This window comes from Ruegeria sp. BHSA191, assembly GCF_059613325.1.
On the sequence record NZ_JBXWSH010000002.1, the window covers coordinates 303,634 to 322,432 of the forward strand.

Here is an 18,799-nt window from a genome sequence, read left to right on the forward strand (position 1 = left end):
CACCCCCGCACATGTTCGACGCCGCGCCTCTGCTGCGAGATGTCTTTGGATTCGATGAGTTCCGCCCCGGGCAGGAAGAGATCGTCGATGCCGTGACCGCCGGCGAGAACGTGCTGGCGATCATGCCCACCGGGGGCGGCAAATCCCTGTGTTATCAGCTACCTGCCCTGCTGCGCGATGGGGTCACCGTGGTGATCTCGCCGCTGATTGCGCTGATGCGCGACCAGGTGCGAGGGCTGCAAGAGGCCGGTGTCGAGGCTGGTGCGTTGACCTCGGGCAACACGCCCGAGGAAACCGACGCCGTGTGGGAGGCGCTCGAGGCCGGGCGGCTGAAGCTGCTCTACATGGCGCCCGAACGGCTGGCGGCGGGCTCGGCGCTGGGGATGCTGCGGCGGATTAATGTCAGCCTGATCGCCGTGGACGAGGCCCATTGCGTCAGCCAGTGGGGTCATGATTTCCGCCCCGACTACCTGCGGATCGGAGAGCTGCGCCGCGCGCTGGACGTGCCGCTGGCCGCCTTCACCGCCACGGCGGACGCGGAAACGCAAGACGAAATCGTCGAGAAACTGTTCGACGGCAAGCCCCCGCGCAAGTTCCTGCGTGGCTTCGACCGCCCGAACATCCACCTGGCCTTTGCCGCCAAGGACAGCCCGCGCAAGCAGATCCTGGATTTCGCCGACGCACGCCGGGGCCAGTCGGGCATCGTCTATTGCGGCACCCGCAACAAGACCGAAGTGCTGGCGCAGGCCCTGCGCGAACAAGGCCACAGCGCCTGCCACTATCACGGCGGGATGGAGGCCGAGGACCGCCGCATCGTCGAAACCCGCTTCGCGCGCGAGGACGGGCTGATCGTGGTGGCCACCGTGGCCTTCGGCATGGGCATCGACAAGCCCGACATCCGCTGGGTCGCCCATGCGGACCTGCCGAAATCGATCGAGGCCTATTACCAGGAAATCGGCCGCGCCGGCCGCGACGGTGGGCCGGCGGAAACCCTGACCCTGTTCGGCCCCGACGACATCCGCCTGCGCCGCAGCCAGATCGACGAGGGTCTGGCCCCACCTGAACGCCGCGCCGCCGACCATGCCCGTCTGAACGCGCTGCTGGGTCTGGCCGAGGCGCTGCACTGCCGCCGCCAGACTCTGCTGGGTTATTTCGGGGAACAGGCCGAGCCCTGCGGCAAATGTGACCTGTGCGACAGCCCGCCCGAGCTGTTCGACGGCACCACGCCCGTGCGCATGGCCCTTTCGGCAATCCTGCGCACCGAGGAATGGTTTGGTTCGGGGCACCTGATCGACATCCTTCTGGGCAACGACACCGACAAGATCCGCGCGCGGCGGCATGACGAATTGCCCACCTACGGCATTGGCAAGGACTGGTCGCGCCCGCAATGGCAGGCGATCTTCCGACAGATGATGGGCCACGACCTGGTGCGCCCCGACCCCGAACGCCACGGCGCGCTGCGCATGACCGAGGCCGCCAAGCCGATCCTGAAGGGCGAGGCGCAGATCACCCTGCGCAAGGATACGCTGCGCAAGGCCACCCGGCGGCCCGCGGTCAAGATGATGGTTTCAGAGGAGGACGCGCCCCTGCTTTCGGCGCTCAAGGCCAAGCGCCGCGCGCTGGCCGAGGCCGCCCGCGTGCCCGCCTATGTCATCTTTCCCGACCGCACGCTGATCGAGATGGCGGAAAAACGCCCCATGACGCTGGACGAGATGGCCCGGATCGGCGGTGTTGGCGCGAAAAAGCTGGACCGCTATGGCGATACCTTCCTTGAGGTGATCGCAGGCGAGGCGCAGGCGCTGCATCCGGCGCGCCGCAAGCTGGCAGGGCGCGAACAGGGCGATATCTACGACCGACTGCTCGAGGTGCAGGCGCAGCTGGCCCGAGGCCCGGACGGGATCGACAAACCACTGAGCTGCTCTGCCGCGCAACTGGCTAAGGTGGCGCAGATGCGCCCTTGCGACGAACGCGCGCTGGAGCAGATTCTGGGCGACCGCCGCGCCGAACGTTTCGCCGCCGCATTTCTGGACGTGCTGCGCGCGGCGGGCTAGGTATCGACGGGCAGGCACGAAAAAGGGGGCAGACATGCTGGTGGTGATCTCTCCGGCCAAGCGGCTGGACTGGGCAGAGCGGGACGTTGCACCGACCCAGCCCGATTTTCAGGACGACGCGATCCGGTTGGCGAAAACCGCGCGCAACCTGACGCTGGGGGATCTGAAAAAGCTGATGAGCCTCAGTGACGATCTGGCCCGGATGAACCGCGACCGGTTCCGCGCCTTTGCCGACGCGCCGCAGCCCGAAGCCACCCGCCCGGCCGCGCTGGCCTTTGCCGGCGACACCTATCAGGGGCTCGAGGCGGCGTCGTTGGACGCCGACGAACTGGCCTGGGCGCAGGATCATCTGCGTATCCTGTCGGGGCTTTATGGCCTGCTGCGCCCGCTGGACGCCATTCAGCCCTATCGGCTGGAAATGGGCAGCCGGCTCAAGACCCGGCGTGGCACCAACCTGTATGAGTACTGGCGCGACCAGCTGAGCAAGGCGCTGAACGCGCAGGCCGAGGCACTGGGCACCGATACGCTGGTGAACTGCGCCAGCCAGGAATATTTCGGCGCGGTCGATCCCAAGGCTATGAAGCTACGGGTCATCACCCCGGTTTTCATGGAGGACAAGGACGGCGTGCCCAAGATCGTCAGCTTTTTCGCCAAGAAGGCTCGCGGCTCAATGGCGCGGTACATCATTCAACACCGACTGACCGATCCGGAGAGCCTGCAGGATTTCGACACCGGCGGCTATGTGTATCGGTCTGATTTGTCGGAACCGGACAAACCGGTATTCGTGCGCCCCTATCAGGCCTGATCCAGCATCGATGCATCATATGCCACCAGCTCGACCGTGTTGCCCTCGGGGTCCGTGGTAAACACGCCGCGCCAACCGATCCAGCCGAACCGTTCGACGCGATAGGGCTGGCCGATTTGATCATACCAGCGCATGACGACCTCCTGTTCCGCAAACGGAAGAGACAAGGCGATATGGTGCAGCGACGATTGCGCCCCAGTCATGGGTTTGTCGGCAGCAGTGGGGTGTAAACCCGACCGCGGCGCTGCCCCATGGTGAAACAGCGCCAGAACCTGTATGTGCCCGTCGAACCCTTCCGCAATCCGAAAGAATGCGATCGCCCTATCATGACCGCCATGCAGGCGGGTCAGCCCGATGACGTTTTCCTAGAAGTCAACCATCGCCGCCATGTTGGCGCAGCGTATTGCAATTTCGCCCAAGGCGCGGGGGCGAAAACCTCGTTCCTGTGACATGGCGCCCGCCTAAACCGCACCGGCTGGCTCGACAATGACGGGTTGAGCACCCGTCGGGCAATGCGCCTGGATCATTTCGCAGATCAGCTTCTTCTGCAGGGGCTTGGTCAGAAAATGATCCAGACCCGCCGCAAGGATGTTCTCTCTGTCGCCCATCATCGCATGGGCCGTCAGGGCCACGATCGGGACGTGCCGGCCCGTTCCGATCTCTTTGCGCCGTATTTCCTCGGTCGTCTGCTTGCCGTCCATCTTCGGCATCGAAATATCCATGAAAATCAGGTCGGGTTCGAATTCGTCATAGGCCGCGACCGCCTCGAGCCCGTTGGCCGCCAGTCGCAGCTCGATGTTCAGGCCCTTGGTCATTTTCGTCAGGATCAGCTGGTTTGTCCGGTTGTCCTCGGCCGCCAGAACCCGCATGAGACGTCGTTTCCCGCTCGCCATGCGCACCGGGGCAGTGGCAAAGTCCGCCGCTCTGGGTCGCGGCAATACACCACCCCCCAAATCCATCAGGCGCGAGAACAGTTCAGCCCGCGGGATCGGCTTCTTCAGAACGCCCTGGATCAGGTGGTGGTTGGGGTCAGCATGAATGATGCCCGGATTCGCCGAAATCAGCACGATCGGCACCTTGTCCCAGCCCCGGCTGCGCAACGTCGCCGCCAGTTCCAACCCATCCATGTCGGGCAGATCATGGTTGCACAGCACAAGATCCACCGACCCTTGCATCGCCGACAAGGCCTGGGTGCCGGTGGCGCAGTCCGTCACCTCGGCCCCGAGCCGTCGCAGCTGCTTGCCCAGAATCGCCCGGTTGACGGCAAGATCCTCGACCAGGACGACATGTTTCAACCGGTCCGCAAGATCCGGCGGCGGGGCGGGCTGCGCCCCCTCGGCGGTGGGCAGCGTCAGGCGGAACCCGAAACAGGACCCTTTGCCAGGATCGCTTTCAACCCAGATGGCGCCGCCCATCATCGTGATCAGCCGCTTGCTGATGGCCAGCCCAAGCCCGGTGCCGTCGAACTCGCGGGATTTGGCGTCCTCGATCTGGTTGAACTCGCCGAAGATGTGGTCGATCTTGTCGGGCGGAATCCCGATGCCCGTATCCTCGATCGCGACGTGGATGTCGCAAGTCTTCCGTTCGGCATTCGGCACCCCGGTGACCCGGATCAGCACATGCCCCTGGGGCGTGAACTTGACCGCGTTTCCGACCAGGTTGGTCAGGACCTGCCGCACGCGGCCCGGATCGCCCACGAACAGCGTGGGTAGAAACAGGTCGTAGTCGACCAGAAGGGTCAGCCCCTTGTCGCGCACCGTGGGTTGCAGCAACGTCGCGACCTCGAGGATGCAACGTTCCAGGTCGAATTCCTCGGGATGCAGTTCAAGCTTGTCGGCCTCGATCTTGGAGTAGTCCAGAACGTCGTTGATGATGACCAGCAACGCCTCGCCCGAGGCGCGGATCGTATCGACATAGAGCCGCTGTTCGTCGTTCATCAGGGTTTCCGACAACAGGTCGGTCATCCCGACGATGCCGTTCATCGGGGTTCGAATTTCGTGGCTCATGTTGGCCAGAAAGGCCGACTTGGCCCGGTTGGCTGCCTCGGCCTTGTCGCGCGCGGCCTGCAACTGCGCCTCGTGCTGGACCGAGGCGGTGATGTTCAGCGCCAGGCTGACCACGTCGCCCCCTTGCCCACGCTGGTCGATCAGCTTGATGTACTGCCCGTTCCACAGCTGGATCACCTCGGGCGGAGGGGCCATCCGGGCCCAGCGCCGCCGCATCCGGGCTTTCCACGTCTCGGCCTCTTCGTCGGCGATGATGATGATCCCCTCGTCGGTCAGCAGATCGAGTATGCGTTGATACGAGACGCCTGGCGCGACCTCATCCAGCCCTTCAAATACGCTCAGATAGGCGGTATTGGCGCTGATCAGGCGATCATTGCCGTCAAAGAATGCGAACCCGTCCTGAATGGTCTGGATCGAATGCCACAGGCGGCGCTCGGCCACTTCGATCTTGGCATGTGCGATGGTCAGGTCGGATTTGACCCTTTCATTCTCGTCCCGAACGGTCGCAACCTCGGCCTGGGTTTCGCCGATCCGCTTGGTCAGCGCCAGGGCGTATTCACCCAGCTTTTGATTGGCCGACGACAATTCGGCCTGTTTCAACGCCAACATGCGTTCGGCCGCCAACCGCGCGCGCCGTTCCTGTGCCAGTTTTTCAGCAAGGCTCATTGTTATTTTCCAGGTCCGTTCGGACACAGGATTCCGGCAGAGCGTGAAAATCTGTTTAAAACGCCTCAGCCACGCCCCTCACGCAGCCAGCCGGCCAACAGAAAGCCCCCCGCCAGCAGCAGAACCAGCCAGGGCGGGAGCAGGCCCGCCTGAGTCACGTCGCGGGTTTCATACGCCTCGCGCGGGGTCAGCCCGATCCAGCCGCGTCCGGCCGCCGGGCGTCCCGCGCGCACGTTGCGGATGGCCGGCAGCCCGTCCTCGACACGGATCGCACCGCCGCGCATGGCCGCCATGACCGGCGCAAGAATCTCGGGGGTGGCGATTGTGCGCTCGAATTCCCGCGGCGCGGCCGGGCCCAGGCCGATCACGGCAGTCAGGTCCCCTTCCTGCAAGCGGTAGAGGCCGATCTCTGGGCCGAAATACTGCGCCTCGAACCGGCCGGGCGACATCTCGCGCAGCGGCACCTCGAGCGTTTCGCCATTGGGGCGGGTGACGGTGACGGGGCCGACCTCTTCGTTCAGGGTCTGGCGGATGATGCGCATCGACTGGCCGTTGGCCTCGGCCCACAGCGCCTCTTCCTCGAGCTCGGGTTCCTTCATCATCCAGTGAGCCAGACGGCGCAGCAGTTCCAGTTGCGGGCCACCGCCCTCGTATCCGCGGCTCCACAGCCAGGCGTGATCCGAGGCCAGCAGCGCCACGCGCCCTTCACCCACCCGGTCCAGCACCAGCAGCGGCCGGTCGTCGACCCCGGTCATCAACACCTCGCCCGCGCGTTGTTGGACGTCGATTTGCCGCAGCCACGCGCCCCATTCACCGTCCTCGCCCAGATCGGAGGTCACAGGGTGCCGCTGACCCAGGTCGGTCACCGTGGGCACATAGCGATCCTCGATCACGCGGGCCGTGGGCTGTGCGGGCAGGATCGCGGACAGGGGTGAGCGGAAAATGCTGTCGGCGGTCGCGAAATCCGGCCCGGCCGCGATCAGCACCGCCCCGCCGTCATTGATATAGTTGGTCACGTTGTCCAGGTAGATCGCCGGCAGGATGCCGCGCCGCTTGTAGCGGTCAAAGATGATCAGGTCGAAATCGTTGATCTTCTCCAGAAACAGCTCACGCGTGGGGAATGCGATCAGCGACAGTTCGTCCACTGGAACCCCGTCCTGTTTCTCGGGCGGGCGAAGGATGGTGAAATGCACCAGGTCGACCGAGCTGTCGGATTTCAGCAGATTGCGCCAGGTGCGCCCGCCCGGATGCGGCGAGCCCGAGACCAGCAGAACGCGCAGCCGATCGCGCACCCCGTTCATCTGGATCAAGGCAGTGTTGTTGCGGTCGGTCAGTTCGCCATCAGCCTGCGGAACGGTGAACTGGATGACGTTGCGCCCGCCATGGGGCAGGGTCACCGGCAGCTCGACATCCACGCCGATCGGGATGCTGAATTGCTGCGGCTCACCACCGTCCACGGCAATTTCCAACGGGGCCGAGACTGCACCGGTGGGCGCGGCGCCGCTGTCTTCGACCCGCAGGGTCAGCGTGACCGGCTCGCCGATGATGGCAAAGGCGGGAGCGTTGCGCACGATCAGGCGGCGGTCCCAATCCTGCGCGCGACCGGTCTGCAACAGGTGCATTGGCGCGGGCAGATCCGGGGCCTGATCGACGTCATGCACGATGCCGTCCGACAGGATCAGAATACCGGCGATGCGGGCGCGGGGTTCCTCGGCCAGCGCCGCATTCAGCGCTGCCATGACCTGAGTGCCTTCGTCCCCGTCGCCGTCGCCCACGGTGATGCGGCGCAGTTCGGTGTTGTCGCGGGCCTCGATCTCGGCAGCCAGGGCCTCGGCGGTCTGCGTGGTCTGTTCGGCGCGGTCAGATAGGGTTTGGCTGGCGCTTTCATCCTCGATCATCAGCACGATGTCGGTCAGCGGAGCGCGGTCCTCGATCTGGTAGACCGGGCCGGACAAGGCCGCCAAAAGTACCAGCGCCGCCAGACCGCGCAACGCCCAGCCCGACAGCCCGCGCCACAGCGCCAGGACCGTCGCGGCCAAAGCGATCGAACCAATGGCGACCAGAGCGGGCCACGGGATCAGCGGGTCAAAGATGACGGAACCGGTCATTGGCCCAACCTGTCAAGCAGAGCAGGCACGTGCACCTGATCGGATTTGTAATTCCCGGTCAGCACGTGCATGACCAGATTGACGCCGAACCGGTTGGCCAGCTCGCGCTGGCGTTCTCCGGCATAGCCGCGCCCGACCGGCAGCAACGCCTGCCCGTTCCGGTCGACTGCCCAAGCCCCGGCCCAGTCGTTGCCACCAATCACCACCGGAGTGACGTTATCGTTGAGGTTGCGGAAGGGCATGCCTTCGATCTGTTCAGCGTCTGGGGGCGCGGCCTCGACCCAGATCTCGGTTCCGGCATAGCGCCCTGGGAAATCCTGCAACAGATAGAAGGTTCGGGTCAGGACGTGATCGCGCGGAACAGGCTCTAACGCAGGGATATTCAGCGGAGTCGCCAGCTGCTGCAGCTTGCGCCCATTGGGACTGGCGGCGCCGAACCCGGCGATGTCGGCATCGCGCGTGTCGAACAGGATCATCCCGCCCGATCGCAGATAGGCGTTCAGTCTGGCATAAGCCTCAGCCGAGGGCTGGGGCTGATCCGGTGTGATCGGCCAGTAGAGCAGCGGGAAGAAGGCCAGTTCGTCACGTTCGAGGTCCACACCCATGGGCTCGGCCGGTTCGACGGATGTGCGATAGGTCAGGGTCTGCGACAGGCCGCGCAACCCGGCATGGGCGACATCATCGACCTGGGCATTGCCGGTCAGGACATGGGCCAGCACCAATTCCTTGGTCGCCCGCAGGGCGAATTCGGTCTCTTCCGGCGTCTGCGCCTTCGCCTGCGGTACGATCAGAACCGCGCCCAGCGCCACCGCCGCCGCCCGCGCCAGCCCCAGACGCCCCGACAGCGCCAGCGAGGCCACAACGTCAACCGCCAGCAGGATCAGGGCGAGGCTCAGCAGCAGCCCCCCGATCGGGGTCTCGGCACTGACCTCCTGCCCCTTGATGGGCACATCCGCAGGCCAGCTTATCGGGCGCAGCGTGCTGTCCTCGGTCAGCACGTTCAGGGCCAGCTTCTGCTTGCCGCTTTCATACAGACCCGGGCGCAGGTCGGGCCCCAATGCGCCGGACACCAGCGCGGGGCCATCGACACCGGCCAGATTGCCCGCGTCGGACAGGGTTCCGAACCCGTCCATCACCTGAATCGGCTCCCACGTGGTGCCTTGCAGCTGTTCGACCTGCCGCGTCTTGGCGGCCGAGGCCACGGCGAGCCGGTCGAGCATTTCGACGAACAGGCCCGACAGCGGCAGGGTCGACCATTCGGCATCGGCGGTGACATGGAACAGCACCACCTGACCCAGGCCCAGCGGCTTGCGCGTCACCAGCGGCGTGCCATCCGACAGCGCGGCGATCACCCGGTCGGCCAGGTTCGGGTCGGGCTGCGCCATCACCTGGGTGCTGACGGTCACATCGTCGGGGATGCGCAACCCGTAAAAGGGCGAGCCTTCCTGGAAAGGCGCCAACCCCTTGGCTTCGCCCCAGCTCATCGCGCCGCCGACCGAGCGGCCACCGCTGCGCAGCCGTACCGGCAGCAGGACGTCTTCGGCATCGCGGCCCAGATCGCTGGCCGCCATGTGTGGACCGGCAAAGCGTAGCAGCAGCCCGCCCTGTTCGACCCATTCGACCAATCCGGCCTGTTCGGCGGGGGTCAGCTTGGCCACATCGGCCAGCACGATCACATCCGGGTTGGCAGGCAGAACCTCGGCCAGCCCGCCCTCGACGAAATCGGCAGTGGGGATCAGCACCTGCGTCAGGTAGTGCAGTGGCGAAAGCAGCTCCAGCCCCTCGCGGTTGACGGTTCCGGCGATCAGGGCGACCTCGCGCCGGCGCAGGCTGTCATCGGTCAACGACACCGCCCCGGCCGACCGCTGGCCCTGCAGCTCGAACCGAGTGATGCGGGCGCGCAGTTCGGACGGCAACGCCAGATCGGCCTGCGCCTGGGTCGTGCCGCTGTCGAAGCTGACCTCAACCGATTGCAGCAGGCGCATCACGCCCGCCGGGTCGCGCCCCTGTGCATTGATGGTGACGGTCTGCGCCGGTCCGGGTGTGGCGCGCACCGCGGTCAGCCGGATCGCCCCATCCTGATAGGTGGCCGGCAGCAGCGCCAGGGTCGGCGCCGCCGCGCGATAGACCGTGACCGCGCCCCGCGCCTGCAGCGCAGACAGTAGGGTTTCGCGGCCCGGATAGTCCAGCTTGTCCGTGAACCAGTGCGCGTCGAACCTGCCCTCGACCCCCGCTAAGTCGGCCAACGCCTGCTCGATCTGCGCCGCGTCCGGCTGCCACGGCTGCGGAACCAGCCCGGGCAGGCGGTTGCGCCAGGCCTCGGCGGTCTGGAAGACGGGCGGTTCCGGCTCGGTCAGGCGCAGGATCGAGACCGGGCGCCCGGCCCGTCCGGCTTCGGTCAGCTGCGCGTCGATCTGATCCAGTGTGGCGGGCCAGCGCGTGGCCCCGGCCCAGCTGGCATCCAGCACCAGCAGCAATGGCCCCGATCCGGTTTCGTCGCGCGACGGGTTCAGCACCGGGCCGGCCAGACCGACAATAATTGCCGCCGCCGCCAGCATGCGCAGCAGCAACAACCACCACGGGGTGCGGTCGGATACGCTCTCGTCGTCCTTCAGGCCCAGCAACAGGGTCACCGCCGGGAACAGCCGTCGGATCGGCGCGGGCGGCACGGCGCGCAGGATCAGCCAAAGGATCGGCAGGGTCAGCAGACCCAGCAACACCCACGGCGCGGTAAAGCCGATGCCCGCCAGAACTGTCATCGCGCCCCTCCGTCCAGCGCACGATAAAGCCACAACAGGGCCGCCTGCGCGCTGTCTTGGGTGTGGTGCAGGCCCAGTTGCCAGCCAGTCACCCGGCACAGGCGGGTTAGGTCATCCTTGCGTCGCGCCAGCCGCGCCAGATAGCGATCGCGCAGGTCTCCGGCCTTGAGGGTCTCGTGCCGGACCGTGCCGCCGACGCTTTCGAAGATGGTGCGCCCGCGATAGGGGAAGCTCTCCTCGCCCGGGTCCAGAACCTGCAGCAACACGCCACGCACGCCGCGATCGGCCGCCTTGGTCAGGGCCAGTTCGACCTCGTCCAGCGGACCGAGGAAGTCAGAGATGAACACGGCGCGGGCATGGGGGATCATGGCGCGGTGTTCGGGCGGGGCGTAGTCGGCCTCGGTATCTTCGGACAGGGCCTGCGCCAGCCGGATGATCTGGGCATTGCCGCGCCGGGGCGGCAGGGTGGTTCCGGTCAGACCCACACGCTCGCCCCCGCGCACTAGCAGGATCGCCGTGGCCAGCCCCAGCAGGCGGGCCCGGTCGGCCTTGGTGGGCAGGGATTTGTCGGACGCAAAGCGCATCGAGGCACCCTGATCGACCCACAGCATGATCGACTGCGCGATCTGCCATTCGCGTTCGCGCACATATTGCTGATCGCCGCGGGCCGAGCGGCGATGGTCGATCATCCGCCGGCTGTCGCCGATCTGGGCCGGTCGGTATTGCCAGAAATCATCGCCCAACCCCGAACGCCGCCGGCCGTGATCACCCAGCAGCACGGTTCCGGCCAGGTGTTCGGCCCGCGCCAACAGCGGCGGCAGCCGGGACGCTTCGGCCTCGGATCTTTCGCGAAGGGTGCGGACCGCGTTCACGCGGCCGCCTCGGCCCGGACAAGCCCGGCCGCGGTGGTTCCGATCAGGTCGGCCAGGCTGTCACCGCGCGCCCGCGCGGCGAAGTTCAGCGCCATCCGGTGGCTCAGCACCGGGCGCGCCATGTCCAGCACATCTTCGGCATTGGGGGCCAGCCGGCCCTGCAGCATCGCCCGCGCCCGCACCGTCATCATCAGCGCCTGCGCCGCGCGCGGACCGGGGCCCCAGGCGACGGTCTCGGACACGCGCTCGGACACGCCGGGTTCTTCGGGGCGGAACGCGCGCACCAGATCAAGGATCAGTTCGACCACCGACTCGCCCACCGGCATCCGGCGCAGCAGAACCTGCGCGGCCAGCAGTTCTTCCTTGGTGAAGATCTGGTGCGCTTCCTCCTCGGCCACGCCGGTGGTGGCCAGCAGGATGTCACGCTCGGTCTGGCGGTCGGGATAGTTCACGTCTATCTGCACCAGGAAACGGTCCAGCTGGGCCTCGGGCAGCGGATAGGTGCCCTCCTGTTCGATCGGGTTCTGGGTGGCAAGCACGTGGAACGGCACGCCCAGTGCGCGATCCTCGCCCGCGACGGTCACCCTGCGTTCCTGCATCGCCTGCAGCAGCGCCGACTGGGTGCGCGGGCTGGCGCGGTTGATCTCGTCCGCCATCAAGAGTTCACAGAAGATCGGGCCGGGAATGAATCGGAAATGGCGGCTGCCATCCTCGGCGGTGTCCAGAACCTCGGACCCCAGAATGTCGGCCGGCATCAGGTCGGGGGTGAACTGGATGCGATTGCCATGCAGGCCCATGACGGTGGACAGGGTTTCCACCAGCCGCGTCTTGCCCAGGCCCGGCAGCCCGATCAGCAGGGCATGACCGCCACACAGCAGCGCGGTCAGCGTCAGGTCGACGACCCTCTCCTGCCCGATGAAGCGGCGGGTGATCGAGGATTTGGCCTGTTGCAGTTTCGCTTCCAGCGCTTCGATCTCGGACACGAGGTCGGCAGGTTCGGTCATGACTTTCCCTTCCGTGGACTTAGTATAGATGAAGTGTATCGCGCTGCGAGGAAATGGCAAAAACAATGAGCGGACAAAATCCTGTGAAACCGTCCCCTGAGGGTCTGGCGGCCTCGGTCAAGGCGGCCAAACCGCGGGGTCTGCCCCCTGTCGACAGCTGGAATCCTCCGTTCTGCGGCGATCTGGACATGCGCATCGCGCGCGATGGCACTTGGTATTATCTAGGGTCGCCCATCACCCGGTTCGAGCTTGTGAGGCTCTTTTCCTCGATTCTTAAGAAAGAAGGGGACGCCTATTTCCTGGTCACCCCGGTCGAGAAGGTCGGCATAGCTGTCGAAGACGCGCCGTTTGTGGCGGTCGATTTCGACCGGACCGGCGCGGGCGAGAATCAGGTTCTGACGTTTACCACCCATGTCGGCGATACGGTGACGGCCGGGCCGGATCATCCGATCCGGGTGGTCATCGACCCCGAAACGAGTGAGCCGAGCCCCTACATTCTGGTGCGATCGAACCTTGAGGCGCGGATCGACCGCAAAAGCTTCTATCGGCTAGTGGACATCGCCACCCATCACAACGGGCAGTTCGGCGTCTGGTCGGGCGGGCAGTTCTTTGCCATCGCGCCATCGGACATGGTGGATGATAGCTAGGCCGTCTGCCGTCCGGGCCGGTCCTGCGCCAGCACCACGGCCAACGCCACCACCGCCGCGCCCAGCGCACGGGTCCAGTTCCACTCTTCGCCCAACACCAGCATGATGACCATCACATAGAACGGGGCCACGTTGATGTGGAACGAGGCAAGCGCCACGCCCAGCTTGCCGACCGAGGCGATGAACAGAACCTGGCTGAGACCCAGCGATATCAGCGCGTAGATGACCAGCATCCCGGCCTGCTGCGTGTCGATGGCACCCTGGGGCCGGAGGTCGAACCCGGCCAGGCTGGCCAGTCCGATCAGCACCGAGGCCACGATCGCGCCACCGGCCAGCGTGATCGTGGTGCGGCCGGTCTGGCTGAGGTCCGGGAAATCGCGTGCCGTGGCCATGCTGCCCCAGCAGAACAATGTCGTGGACCCGACCGCGCAGAGCGCACCCAGCCCAAGCTGCGCGGGCGCGATGGCGCTGGTGGCGATCAGCCCGCCGATGATCGAAACGACCACGCCCAGCGCGAAATTCGCGCGCAGGCGACGGGTTCCCGCGGCCAGTTCCAGCAGGGTGGCCACCAGCGGCGCGCACGAGGCGATGATGGCGACCGTCACCGGGTCGGTCAGCTTCTGCGCCAGGATGATCAGGAACATGCCCAGCCCCAGGCCAAAACCGCCGACCCGCACCGCATGTCTCCATCGGGCGCGCAGCACGGCGCCGGGTCCGTCGATCCAGATCCAGATCGGCACCATCACTGCCACCGCCAGCATCAGCCGCGCTGCCCATAGGGCGACGGGCGGCCAGGACTGCAACAGGATCTCAGCCGCCGGGAAACCGGCCGCCCAGGTCAGCATCGACGCCACCGCCAGCCCGTTTCCGGACAGGGCGGATTGCCGCGCACCGGTCGCAGTGAAACTGGGCCCGCGAACGGGGTCCGGACTCATCGCCATCGGTTTCAACCCTTTTGTTGGTGCAGCGCCACGAAAATGATTCGCTGCGACACCCCGACCCTTCACAATCGGCCCGCGCCGGTCTGGCCGATTTTCGACATATTGTCGTTTTCAAACCCTTCCTCTGCACGCCACCCGCCACTAAGGTCGGCGCGCCATCAAACCGAGAGGACAATGCCCAGATTTGCCGCCAATATCTCGCTGCTCTTTGCCGAGCTGCCCTATCTCGACCGGTTCAAGGCGACGGCGGATGCAGGGTTCAAAGCGGTCGAGATCCTGTTTCCCTACGACTTGGCGGCCAAGGAAACCCGCCGCGCGTTGCTGGCAAACGGGCTGGACCTGGTACTGATCAACGCGCCGCCGCCCAACTATACCGGCGGCCAGCCCGGCTATGCGGCCGTTCCGGGGGGCGAGGCGCGGTTCCAGTCCGACATCCGCCGCGTCCTGCGCTATGCCGAGGCGTTGAGGCCCGGCCTGATCCATGTGATGGCGGGCTATGCCTCGGGGGCGGACGCGCAGGACTGTTTCGTGCGCAACCTGCAATGGGCCGCGGATTTTGCGCCGCATCAGCAGTTCACGATCGAACCGCTGAACCCGGTCTCACAGCCCGAGTATTTTCTGAACGACTATGATCTGGCCGCCGCGTGCCTGGACCGGATTGACCGCCAGAATGTGGGCCTGCAATTCGACAGCTTTCATGCCCGGATGATCCATGGCGATGCGCAGGCCGTCTGGGACAGATTCCGCGACAGGATCGTGCATATTCAGATCGGATCGGCCCCCGACAGGTCGGAACCCGGCCGGGACGAGACCGATTTCACCGCCCTGTTCGCAGCAATCGACGACAGCGGTTATGACGGCTGGGTCAGCGCCGAATACACGCCCTCGACGCGGCGCACCGACGCCTCTCTGCATTGGATGCGATAGGCCTGTGCGCCTGCGCACTGGAAATCACATTTCGAATGCTGCATATGAAAAGGCAAATCAGCAGAGGAACAGCCGCATGATCCCAGCCCGTTTTGCCCCCGTCCTGTTCGGATTGATCCTGTCGGGGCTGATGTCCTGCATCGTGACCTGCATCGCAACGGTCAAAGAGATCGGGCTGGGTCCCGAGACCCTTGGCAGCTGGATGGGCGCGTGGAGCGTCAGCTGGCCGGTGGCCTTCGCGGTGGTGCTGTTCGTAGCCCCGCTGACCCGTCGGCTAGTCGCGCTGTTGGTCAGGCCCGAGGCCTGACCTGCCGCGAAGATGGTCCGCCGGGCCTGATGAGCGGCACGGCGCTTGCCTAATGCGCCTCGGCCCAGTTGGCGCCCTTGCCCGCATCCACCGTCAGTTTCACATCCAGCTTCACCGCCGGATCGGGCGCGTTCTCCATCACGTCGCGCGCAATCTCGATGGTCTTGTCCACCGCGTCCTCGGCCACCTCGAACAGCAGTTCGTCATGCACCTGCAGCAGCATCTTGGCCGGCAGCCCGTCGATCGCCTGAGGCATCCGCACCATCGCCCGCCGGATCACGTCGGCCGCCGTGCCCTGGATCGGCGCGTTGATGGCCGCGCGGCGCGCGAACCCCGCATGCGGCCCCTTGGCGTTGATCTCGGGCGTGTGGATCTTGCGCCCGAACAGGGTCTGCACATAGCCATGCTCTTTGGCGAAGGCGATGGTGTCATCCATGTAGCGCCGGATGCCCGGGAAGCGTTCGAAATAGCGGTCGATGAAGCCCTGCGCCTCGGCCCGCGGAATGCGCAGGTTGCGCGCCAGGCCAAAGCCCGAAATGCCGTAGATCACGCCGAAATTGATCGCCTTGGCCTTGCGGCGGATTTCGGGCGTCATCTCGTCCAGCGGCACGTCGAACATTTCCGACGCGGTCATGGCGTGAATGTCCAGCCCATCGGCAAAGGCCTGTTTCAAGGCCGGAATATCGGCGATATGCGCGAGGATGCGCAGCTCGATCTGTGAATAGTCGAGCGACACCAGAGCATTGCCCGGCTCGGCGATGAAAGCCTCGCGGATGCGGCGGCCTTCTTCGGTGCGCACCGGGATGTTCTGCAGGTTCGGATCGGTCGAGGCCAGACGCCCCGTGTTCGCCCCGGTGATGGCATAAGACGTGTGCACCCGCCCCGTGTCGGGGTTGATATGGGTCTGCAGCGCGTCGGTATAAGTCGATTTCAGCTTGCTGAGTTGCCGCCAGTCCAGCACCCGGCGCGGCAGCTCATGCTCGGTCGCCAGATCTTCCAGCACTTCGGCGCCGGTCGAATACTTACCGGTCTTGCCCTTCTTGCCGCCCTCTAGGCCCATCTTGTCGAACAGGATCTCGCCCAGCTGCGCAGGCGAGCCGACATTGAAATTCTCGCCCGCCAACTCGTGGATTTCAGCCTCTAACGCAGCCATTTTCTGGGCAAACGCGTTCGACATGCGGCTCAGCACGTCACGGTCGACCTTGATGCCATGCATCTCCATCTCGGCCAGAACCGGCACCAGGGGGCGCTCGAGCGTTTCATAGACGGTGGTCACCTGAACCCGGTGCAGCTGCGGCTTGAACAGCTTCCACAGGCGCAGGGTGATGTCGGCGTCCTCGGCGGCATAGGCGGTGGCCTCGTCGATTGGCACCTTGTCGAAGGTGATCGCCGACTTGCCCGAACCCAGCAACGGCTTGATCGGGATCGGCGTGTGGCCCAGATAGCGTTCGGACAGCGTGTCCATGCCGTGTCCATGCTCACCCGCATGCATGACATAGGACATCAGCATCGTGTCGTCGATCGGGGCGACATCCACGCCGTAGCGTGCAAAGATCTTGGCGTCATATTTCATGTTCTGCCCGATCTTCAGGATCGACGGATCCTCCAGCACCGGCTTGAGCATCTCCAGCGCCTCATCCAGCGGCATCTGCCCTTCGGCCAGCGCGTCCGAGCCGAACAGGTCGTCACTGGTACCGTCGCGGTGGGTCAGCGGGATATAGCAGGCCTCGCCCGGCTCGATGCACAGCGAAATGCCGACCAGATCGGCCACCATCTCGTTCAGGCCGGTTGTCTCGGTGTCCACCGCCACCCAGCCGCGTTCATGCGCCTGATCGATCCATTTCTGCAAGGCCGCGGCATCACGCACACATTCGTATTTGCTGGCATCGAACGGCAGTTCGTCAGCCGGCGGATCATCCGACGCGACCGGCGCGGGCGCATCCGCGATCACCGGCGGCTCGACCCCCAGCTTCTCGGCGATCCGCTTGGAAAGCGTGCGGAACTCCATCTCGGCCAGGAACGACAACAGCTTGTCCGGGTCGGGGTCGCGAAGCTCCAGATCGTCCAGCGTGAAATCCAGCGGCATATCGCAATCCAGCTGCACCAGCTTCTTCGACAGCTCGATCTGGTCGCGCTTCTCGATCAGGGTCTGGCGGCGCTTGGGCTGCTTGATCTCCTCGGCCCGGTCGAGCAGCGTCTCCAGGTCACCGAACTCGTTGATCAGCAGTGCCGCCGTCTTGATCCCGATCCCCGGCGCGCCCGGCACGTTGTCGACGCTGTCACCGGCCAGCGCCTGCACATCCACGACGCGCTCGGGATAGACGCCGAATTTCTCGAACACCCCCTCGCGGTCGATGCGCTTGTTCTTCATGGCGTCCAGCATTTCGACACCGTCGCCCACCAGCTGCATCAGGTCCTTGTCGGAACTGACGATGGTCACCCGCCCCCCGGCCTGGCGCGCCTGACAGGCCAGCGTGGCGATGATGTCGTCGGCCTCGTACCCCTCCAGTTCTTTGCAGGGGATGTTGAAGGCCTCGGTCGCCTGCCGGGTCAGGGGGATCTGCGGGCGCAGATCCTCGGGCATCGCCTCGCGGTTGGCCTTGTAGAGGTCGTACATGTCATTGCGGAAGGTGTGCGAGCCCTTGTCGAAGATCACCGCCAGATGAGTCGGCGCGTCCGGGCCGTGGTCGCCATCCACGTAACGCTGCAACATGTTGCAAAAGCCCGAAACGGCGCCAATCGGCAGCCCGTCCGATTTCCGCGTCAGCGGCGGAAGGGCGTGATAGGCGCGAAAGATGAAGGCCGATCCGTCGATCAGATGCAGATGGCAGCCTTTTCCGAATTTGCTCATGCGCGCTCTCCCCGTCAGTCAGGAACGGTTCTGCCACAGGGGCAGCCGGGTGACCAGTCAGGAACGCGCCCTAGCCGCCAAACAGACCGCTGAAAACATCCGAGAAACTGTTCAGCAGCGCCATGATGACCAGCGCGCCAAGGAACGCGAAAAACGCCACTGCGAAGAACTGGAACAGGATCGCGCCCGTTCCGATGACCACACCGGCAATGGCCGGGCGGCGTTTTTCGTGGCGCAGGATGCCGATGACCGAGACGACGATCGCCAACCCGCCCAGCATGGCGACGCCGATCTGCAGAAAATCATCCAGATCGCGGGTGGGCGCGACCGGCGCGGGCTGCTCCATCCCCGCAGCGGCCCGCAAGGTCGATTTTCCCAACTCGGCGGCCAGTTCGCCCAGCGTCACGCCGGTGGATTGCTGCGGCGCGAATGGCCCTGCCCAGAACACGAACAGGGCTGCGAACAGGGCCAGTGCCGCAAGGCAAAAGCCAACCCATCCAAAAACCGGACTCCCGGAATCAGCAGCAGTCATATCGGTCATCATTCACACCCACGTTTGTCACACCAACGCACTGGATGAAAATCGCGGCGAGATTTGGGCGGACTGCGGTTGGGCGGGCAATCAGTGTTGCTGTGCGTCCTTCAGAACATACTTGCAGTCGCAATAGGGGCACTCGACCCAGCCCTGATCTTCGGGGATCTGCAACCAAACGCGCGGATGGCCCAGCGCGCCCTCGCCGCCATCACAGGCGACGCGGCTTGTCTCGACGATCTTGGTTTCCGGAGCTTCGATTGTCACGGCGTGCGATCCTTCACTGGTTGTCGGCCTCGCGGGCATGCATTAGGTGCGTTTAT

Annotated in this window: 16 protein-coding genes; 6 read left to right on the plus strand and 10 right to left on the minus strand. The window is 65.4% G+C overall.

Going from position 1 to position 18,799, the window contains the following annotated elements:
• Nucleotides 1-11: 11 nt before the first annotated feature.
• On the plus strand, nucleotides 12-2,051 hold the full coding sequence (gene recQ / locus AC2FNS_RS03430; protein ID WP_496712406.1) for a DNA helicase RecQ: 2,040 nt from the start codon (nucleotides 12-14) through the stop codon (nucleotides 2,049-2,051).
• Nucleotides 2,052-2,085: 34 nt separating this feature from the next.
• Nucleotides 2,086-2,856: a peroxide stress protein YaaA gene (gene yaaA / locus AC2FNS_RS03435; RefSeq protein ID WP_496712404.1), complete on the plus strand. Its 771-nt coding sequence runs from the start codon at nucleotides 2,086-2,088 to the stop codon at nucleotides 2,854-2,856.
• On the opposite strand, the gene AC2FNS_RS03440 is transcribed toward yaaA, so the two are convergent.
• Nucleotides 2,847-2,990, minus strand: coding sequence for a hypothetical protein (locus AC2FNS_RS03440; RefSeq protein WP_496712403.1), 144 nt, complete (start codon nucleotides 2,988-2,990; stop codon nucleotides 2,847-2,849). The genes yaaA and AC2FNS_RS03440 overlap by 10 nt on opposite strands.
• Nucleotides 2,991-3,107: 117 nt before the next feature.
• On the opposite strand from AC2FNS_RS03440, the gene AC2FNS_RS03445 reads away from it, so the two are divergent.
• Nucleotides 3,108-3,305 (plus strand): hypothetical protein, encoded by a 198-nt coding sequence (locus tag AC2FNS_RS03445; RefSeq protein WP_496712402.1) that lies wholly within the window; start codon nucleotides 3,108-3,110, stop codon nucleotides 3,303-3,305.
• Between the two features lie 12 nt (nucleotides 3,306-3,317).
• Here AC2FNS_RS03445 and AC2FNS_RS03450 read toward each other — a convergent pair whose 3' ends face one another.
• The 5 genes from AC2FNS_RS03450 to AC2FNS_RS03470 form a co-directional block, all read right to left on the minus strand.
• Nucleotides 3,318-5,528: a response regulator gene (locus tag AC2FNS_RS03450; protein WP_496712401.1), complete on the minus strand. Its 2,211-nt coding sequence runs from the start codon at nucleotides 5,526-5,528 to the stop codon at nucleotides 3,318-3,320.
• 65 nt (nucleotides 5,529-5,593) lie between these two features.
• On the minus strand, nucleotides 5,594-7,636 hold the full coding sequence (locus AC2FNS_RS03455) for a hypothetical protein (protein ID WP_496712400.1): 2,043 nt from the start codon (nucleotides 7,634-7,636) through the stop codon (nucleotides 5,594-5,596).
• Nucleotides 7,633-10,395: a DUF4159 domain-containing protein gene (locus AC2FNS_RS03460; RefSeq protein WP_496712398.1), complete on the minus strand. Its 2,763-nt coding sequence runs from the start codon at nucleotides 10,393-10,395 to the stop codon at nucleotides 7,633-7,635. The genes AC2FNS_RS03455 and AC2FNS_RS03460 overlap by 4 nt, the downstream gene beginning before the upstream one ends.
• Complete coding sequence (locus AC2FNS_RS03465; RefSeq protein ID WP_496680059.1) at nucleotides 10,392-11,267, minus strand: DUF58 domain-containing protein; 876 nt, start codon at nucleotides 11,265-11,267, stop codon at nucleotides 10,392-10,394. The genes AC2FNS_RS03460 and AC2FNS_RS03465 overlap by 4 nt, the downstream gene beginning before the upstream one ends.
• Nucleotides 11,264-12,271 (minus strand): AAA family ATPase, encoded by a 1,008-nt coding sequence (locus tag AC2FNS_RS03470; protein ID WP_496797624.1) that lies wholly within the window; start codon nucleotides 12,269-12,271, stop codon nucleotides 11,264-11,266. The genes AC2FNS_RS03465 and AC2FNS_RS03470 overlap by 4 nt, the downstream gene beginning before the upstream one ends.
• Before the next feature lie 65 nt (nucleotides 12,272-12,336).
• Between AC2FNS_RS03470 and AC2FNS_RS03475 the strand changes: the two genes are divergently transcribed.
• Nucleotides 12,337-12,918 (plus strand): DUF1285 domain-containing protein, encoded by a 582-nt coding sequence (locus tag AC2FNS_RS03475; protein WP_496797625.1) that lies wholly within the window; start codon nucleotides 12,337-12,339, stop codon nucleotides 12,916-12,918.
• Here AC2FNS_RS03475 and AC2FNS_RS03480 read toward each other — a convergent pair.
• Nucleotides 12,915-13,853: a DMT family transporter gene (locus AC2FNS_RS03480; protein ID WP_496742497.1), complete on the minus strand. Its 939-nt coding sequence runs from the start codon at nucleotides 13,851-13,853 to the stop codon at nucleotides 12,915-12,917. The genes AC2FNS_RS03475 and AC2FNS_RS03480 overlap by 4 nt on opposite strands.
• Before the next feature lie 180 nt (nucleotides 13,854-14,033).
• Between AC2FNS_RS03480 and AC2FNS_RS03485 the strand changes: the two genes are divergently transcribed.
• Entirely contained in the window at nucleotides 14,034-14,786 is a 753-nt protein-coding gene (locus AC2FNS_RS03485; RefSeq protein ID WP_496797626.1) for a hydroxypyruvate isomerase family protein, read from the plus strand.
• Between the two features lie 76 nt (nucleotides 14,787-14,862).
• Nucleotides 14,863-15,093, plus strand: coding sequence for a DUF2798 domain-containing protein (locus tag AC2FNS_RS03490; RefSeq protein ID WP_490362085.1), 231 nt, complete (start codon nucleotides 14,863-14,865; stop codon nucleotides 15,091-15,093).
• A 49-nt stretch (nucleotides 15,094-15,142) separates the two neighbouring features.
• Here AC2FNS_RS03490 and polA read toward each other — a convergent pair whose 3' ends face one another.
• The 3 genes from polA to AC2FNS_RS03505 all read right to left on the minus strand — a co-directional run bounded on the left by polA (nucleotide 15,143) and on the right by AC2FNS_RS03505 (nucleotide 18,743).
• Complete coding sequence (gene polA, locus AC2FNS_RS03495; RefSeq protein WP_496712392.1) at nucleotides 15,143-17,944, minus strand: DNA polymerase I; 2,802 nt, start codon at nucleotides 17,942-17,944, stop codon at nucleotides 15,143-15,145.
• A gap of 70 nt (nucleotides 17,945-18,014) precedes the next feature.
• Entirely contained in the window at nucleotides 18,015-18,485 is a 471-nt protein-coding gene (locus AC2FNS_RS03500) for a hypothetical protein (protein WP_496712391.1), read from the minus strand.
• An 81-nt stretch (nucleotides 18,486-18,566) separates the two neighbouring features.
• A complete protein-coding gene (locus tag AC2FNS_RS03505) occupies nucleotides 18,567-18,743 on the minus strand; it encodes a zinc-finger domain-containing protein (RefSeq protein ID WP_005980050.1) in 177 nt (58 codons plus the stop codon).
• Nucleotides 18,744-18,799 lie beyond the last annotated feature (56 nt).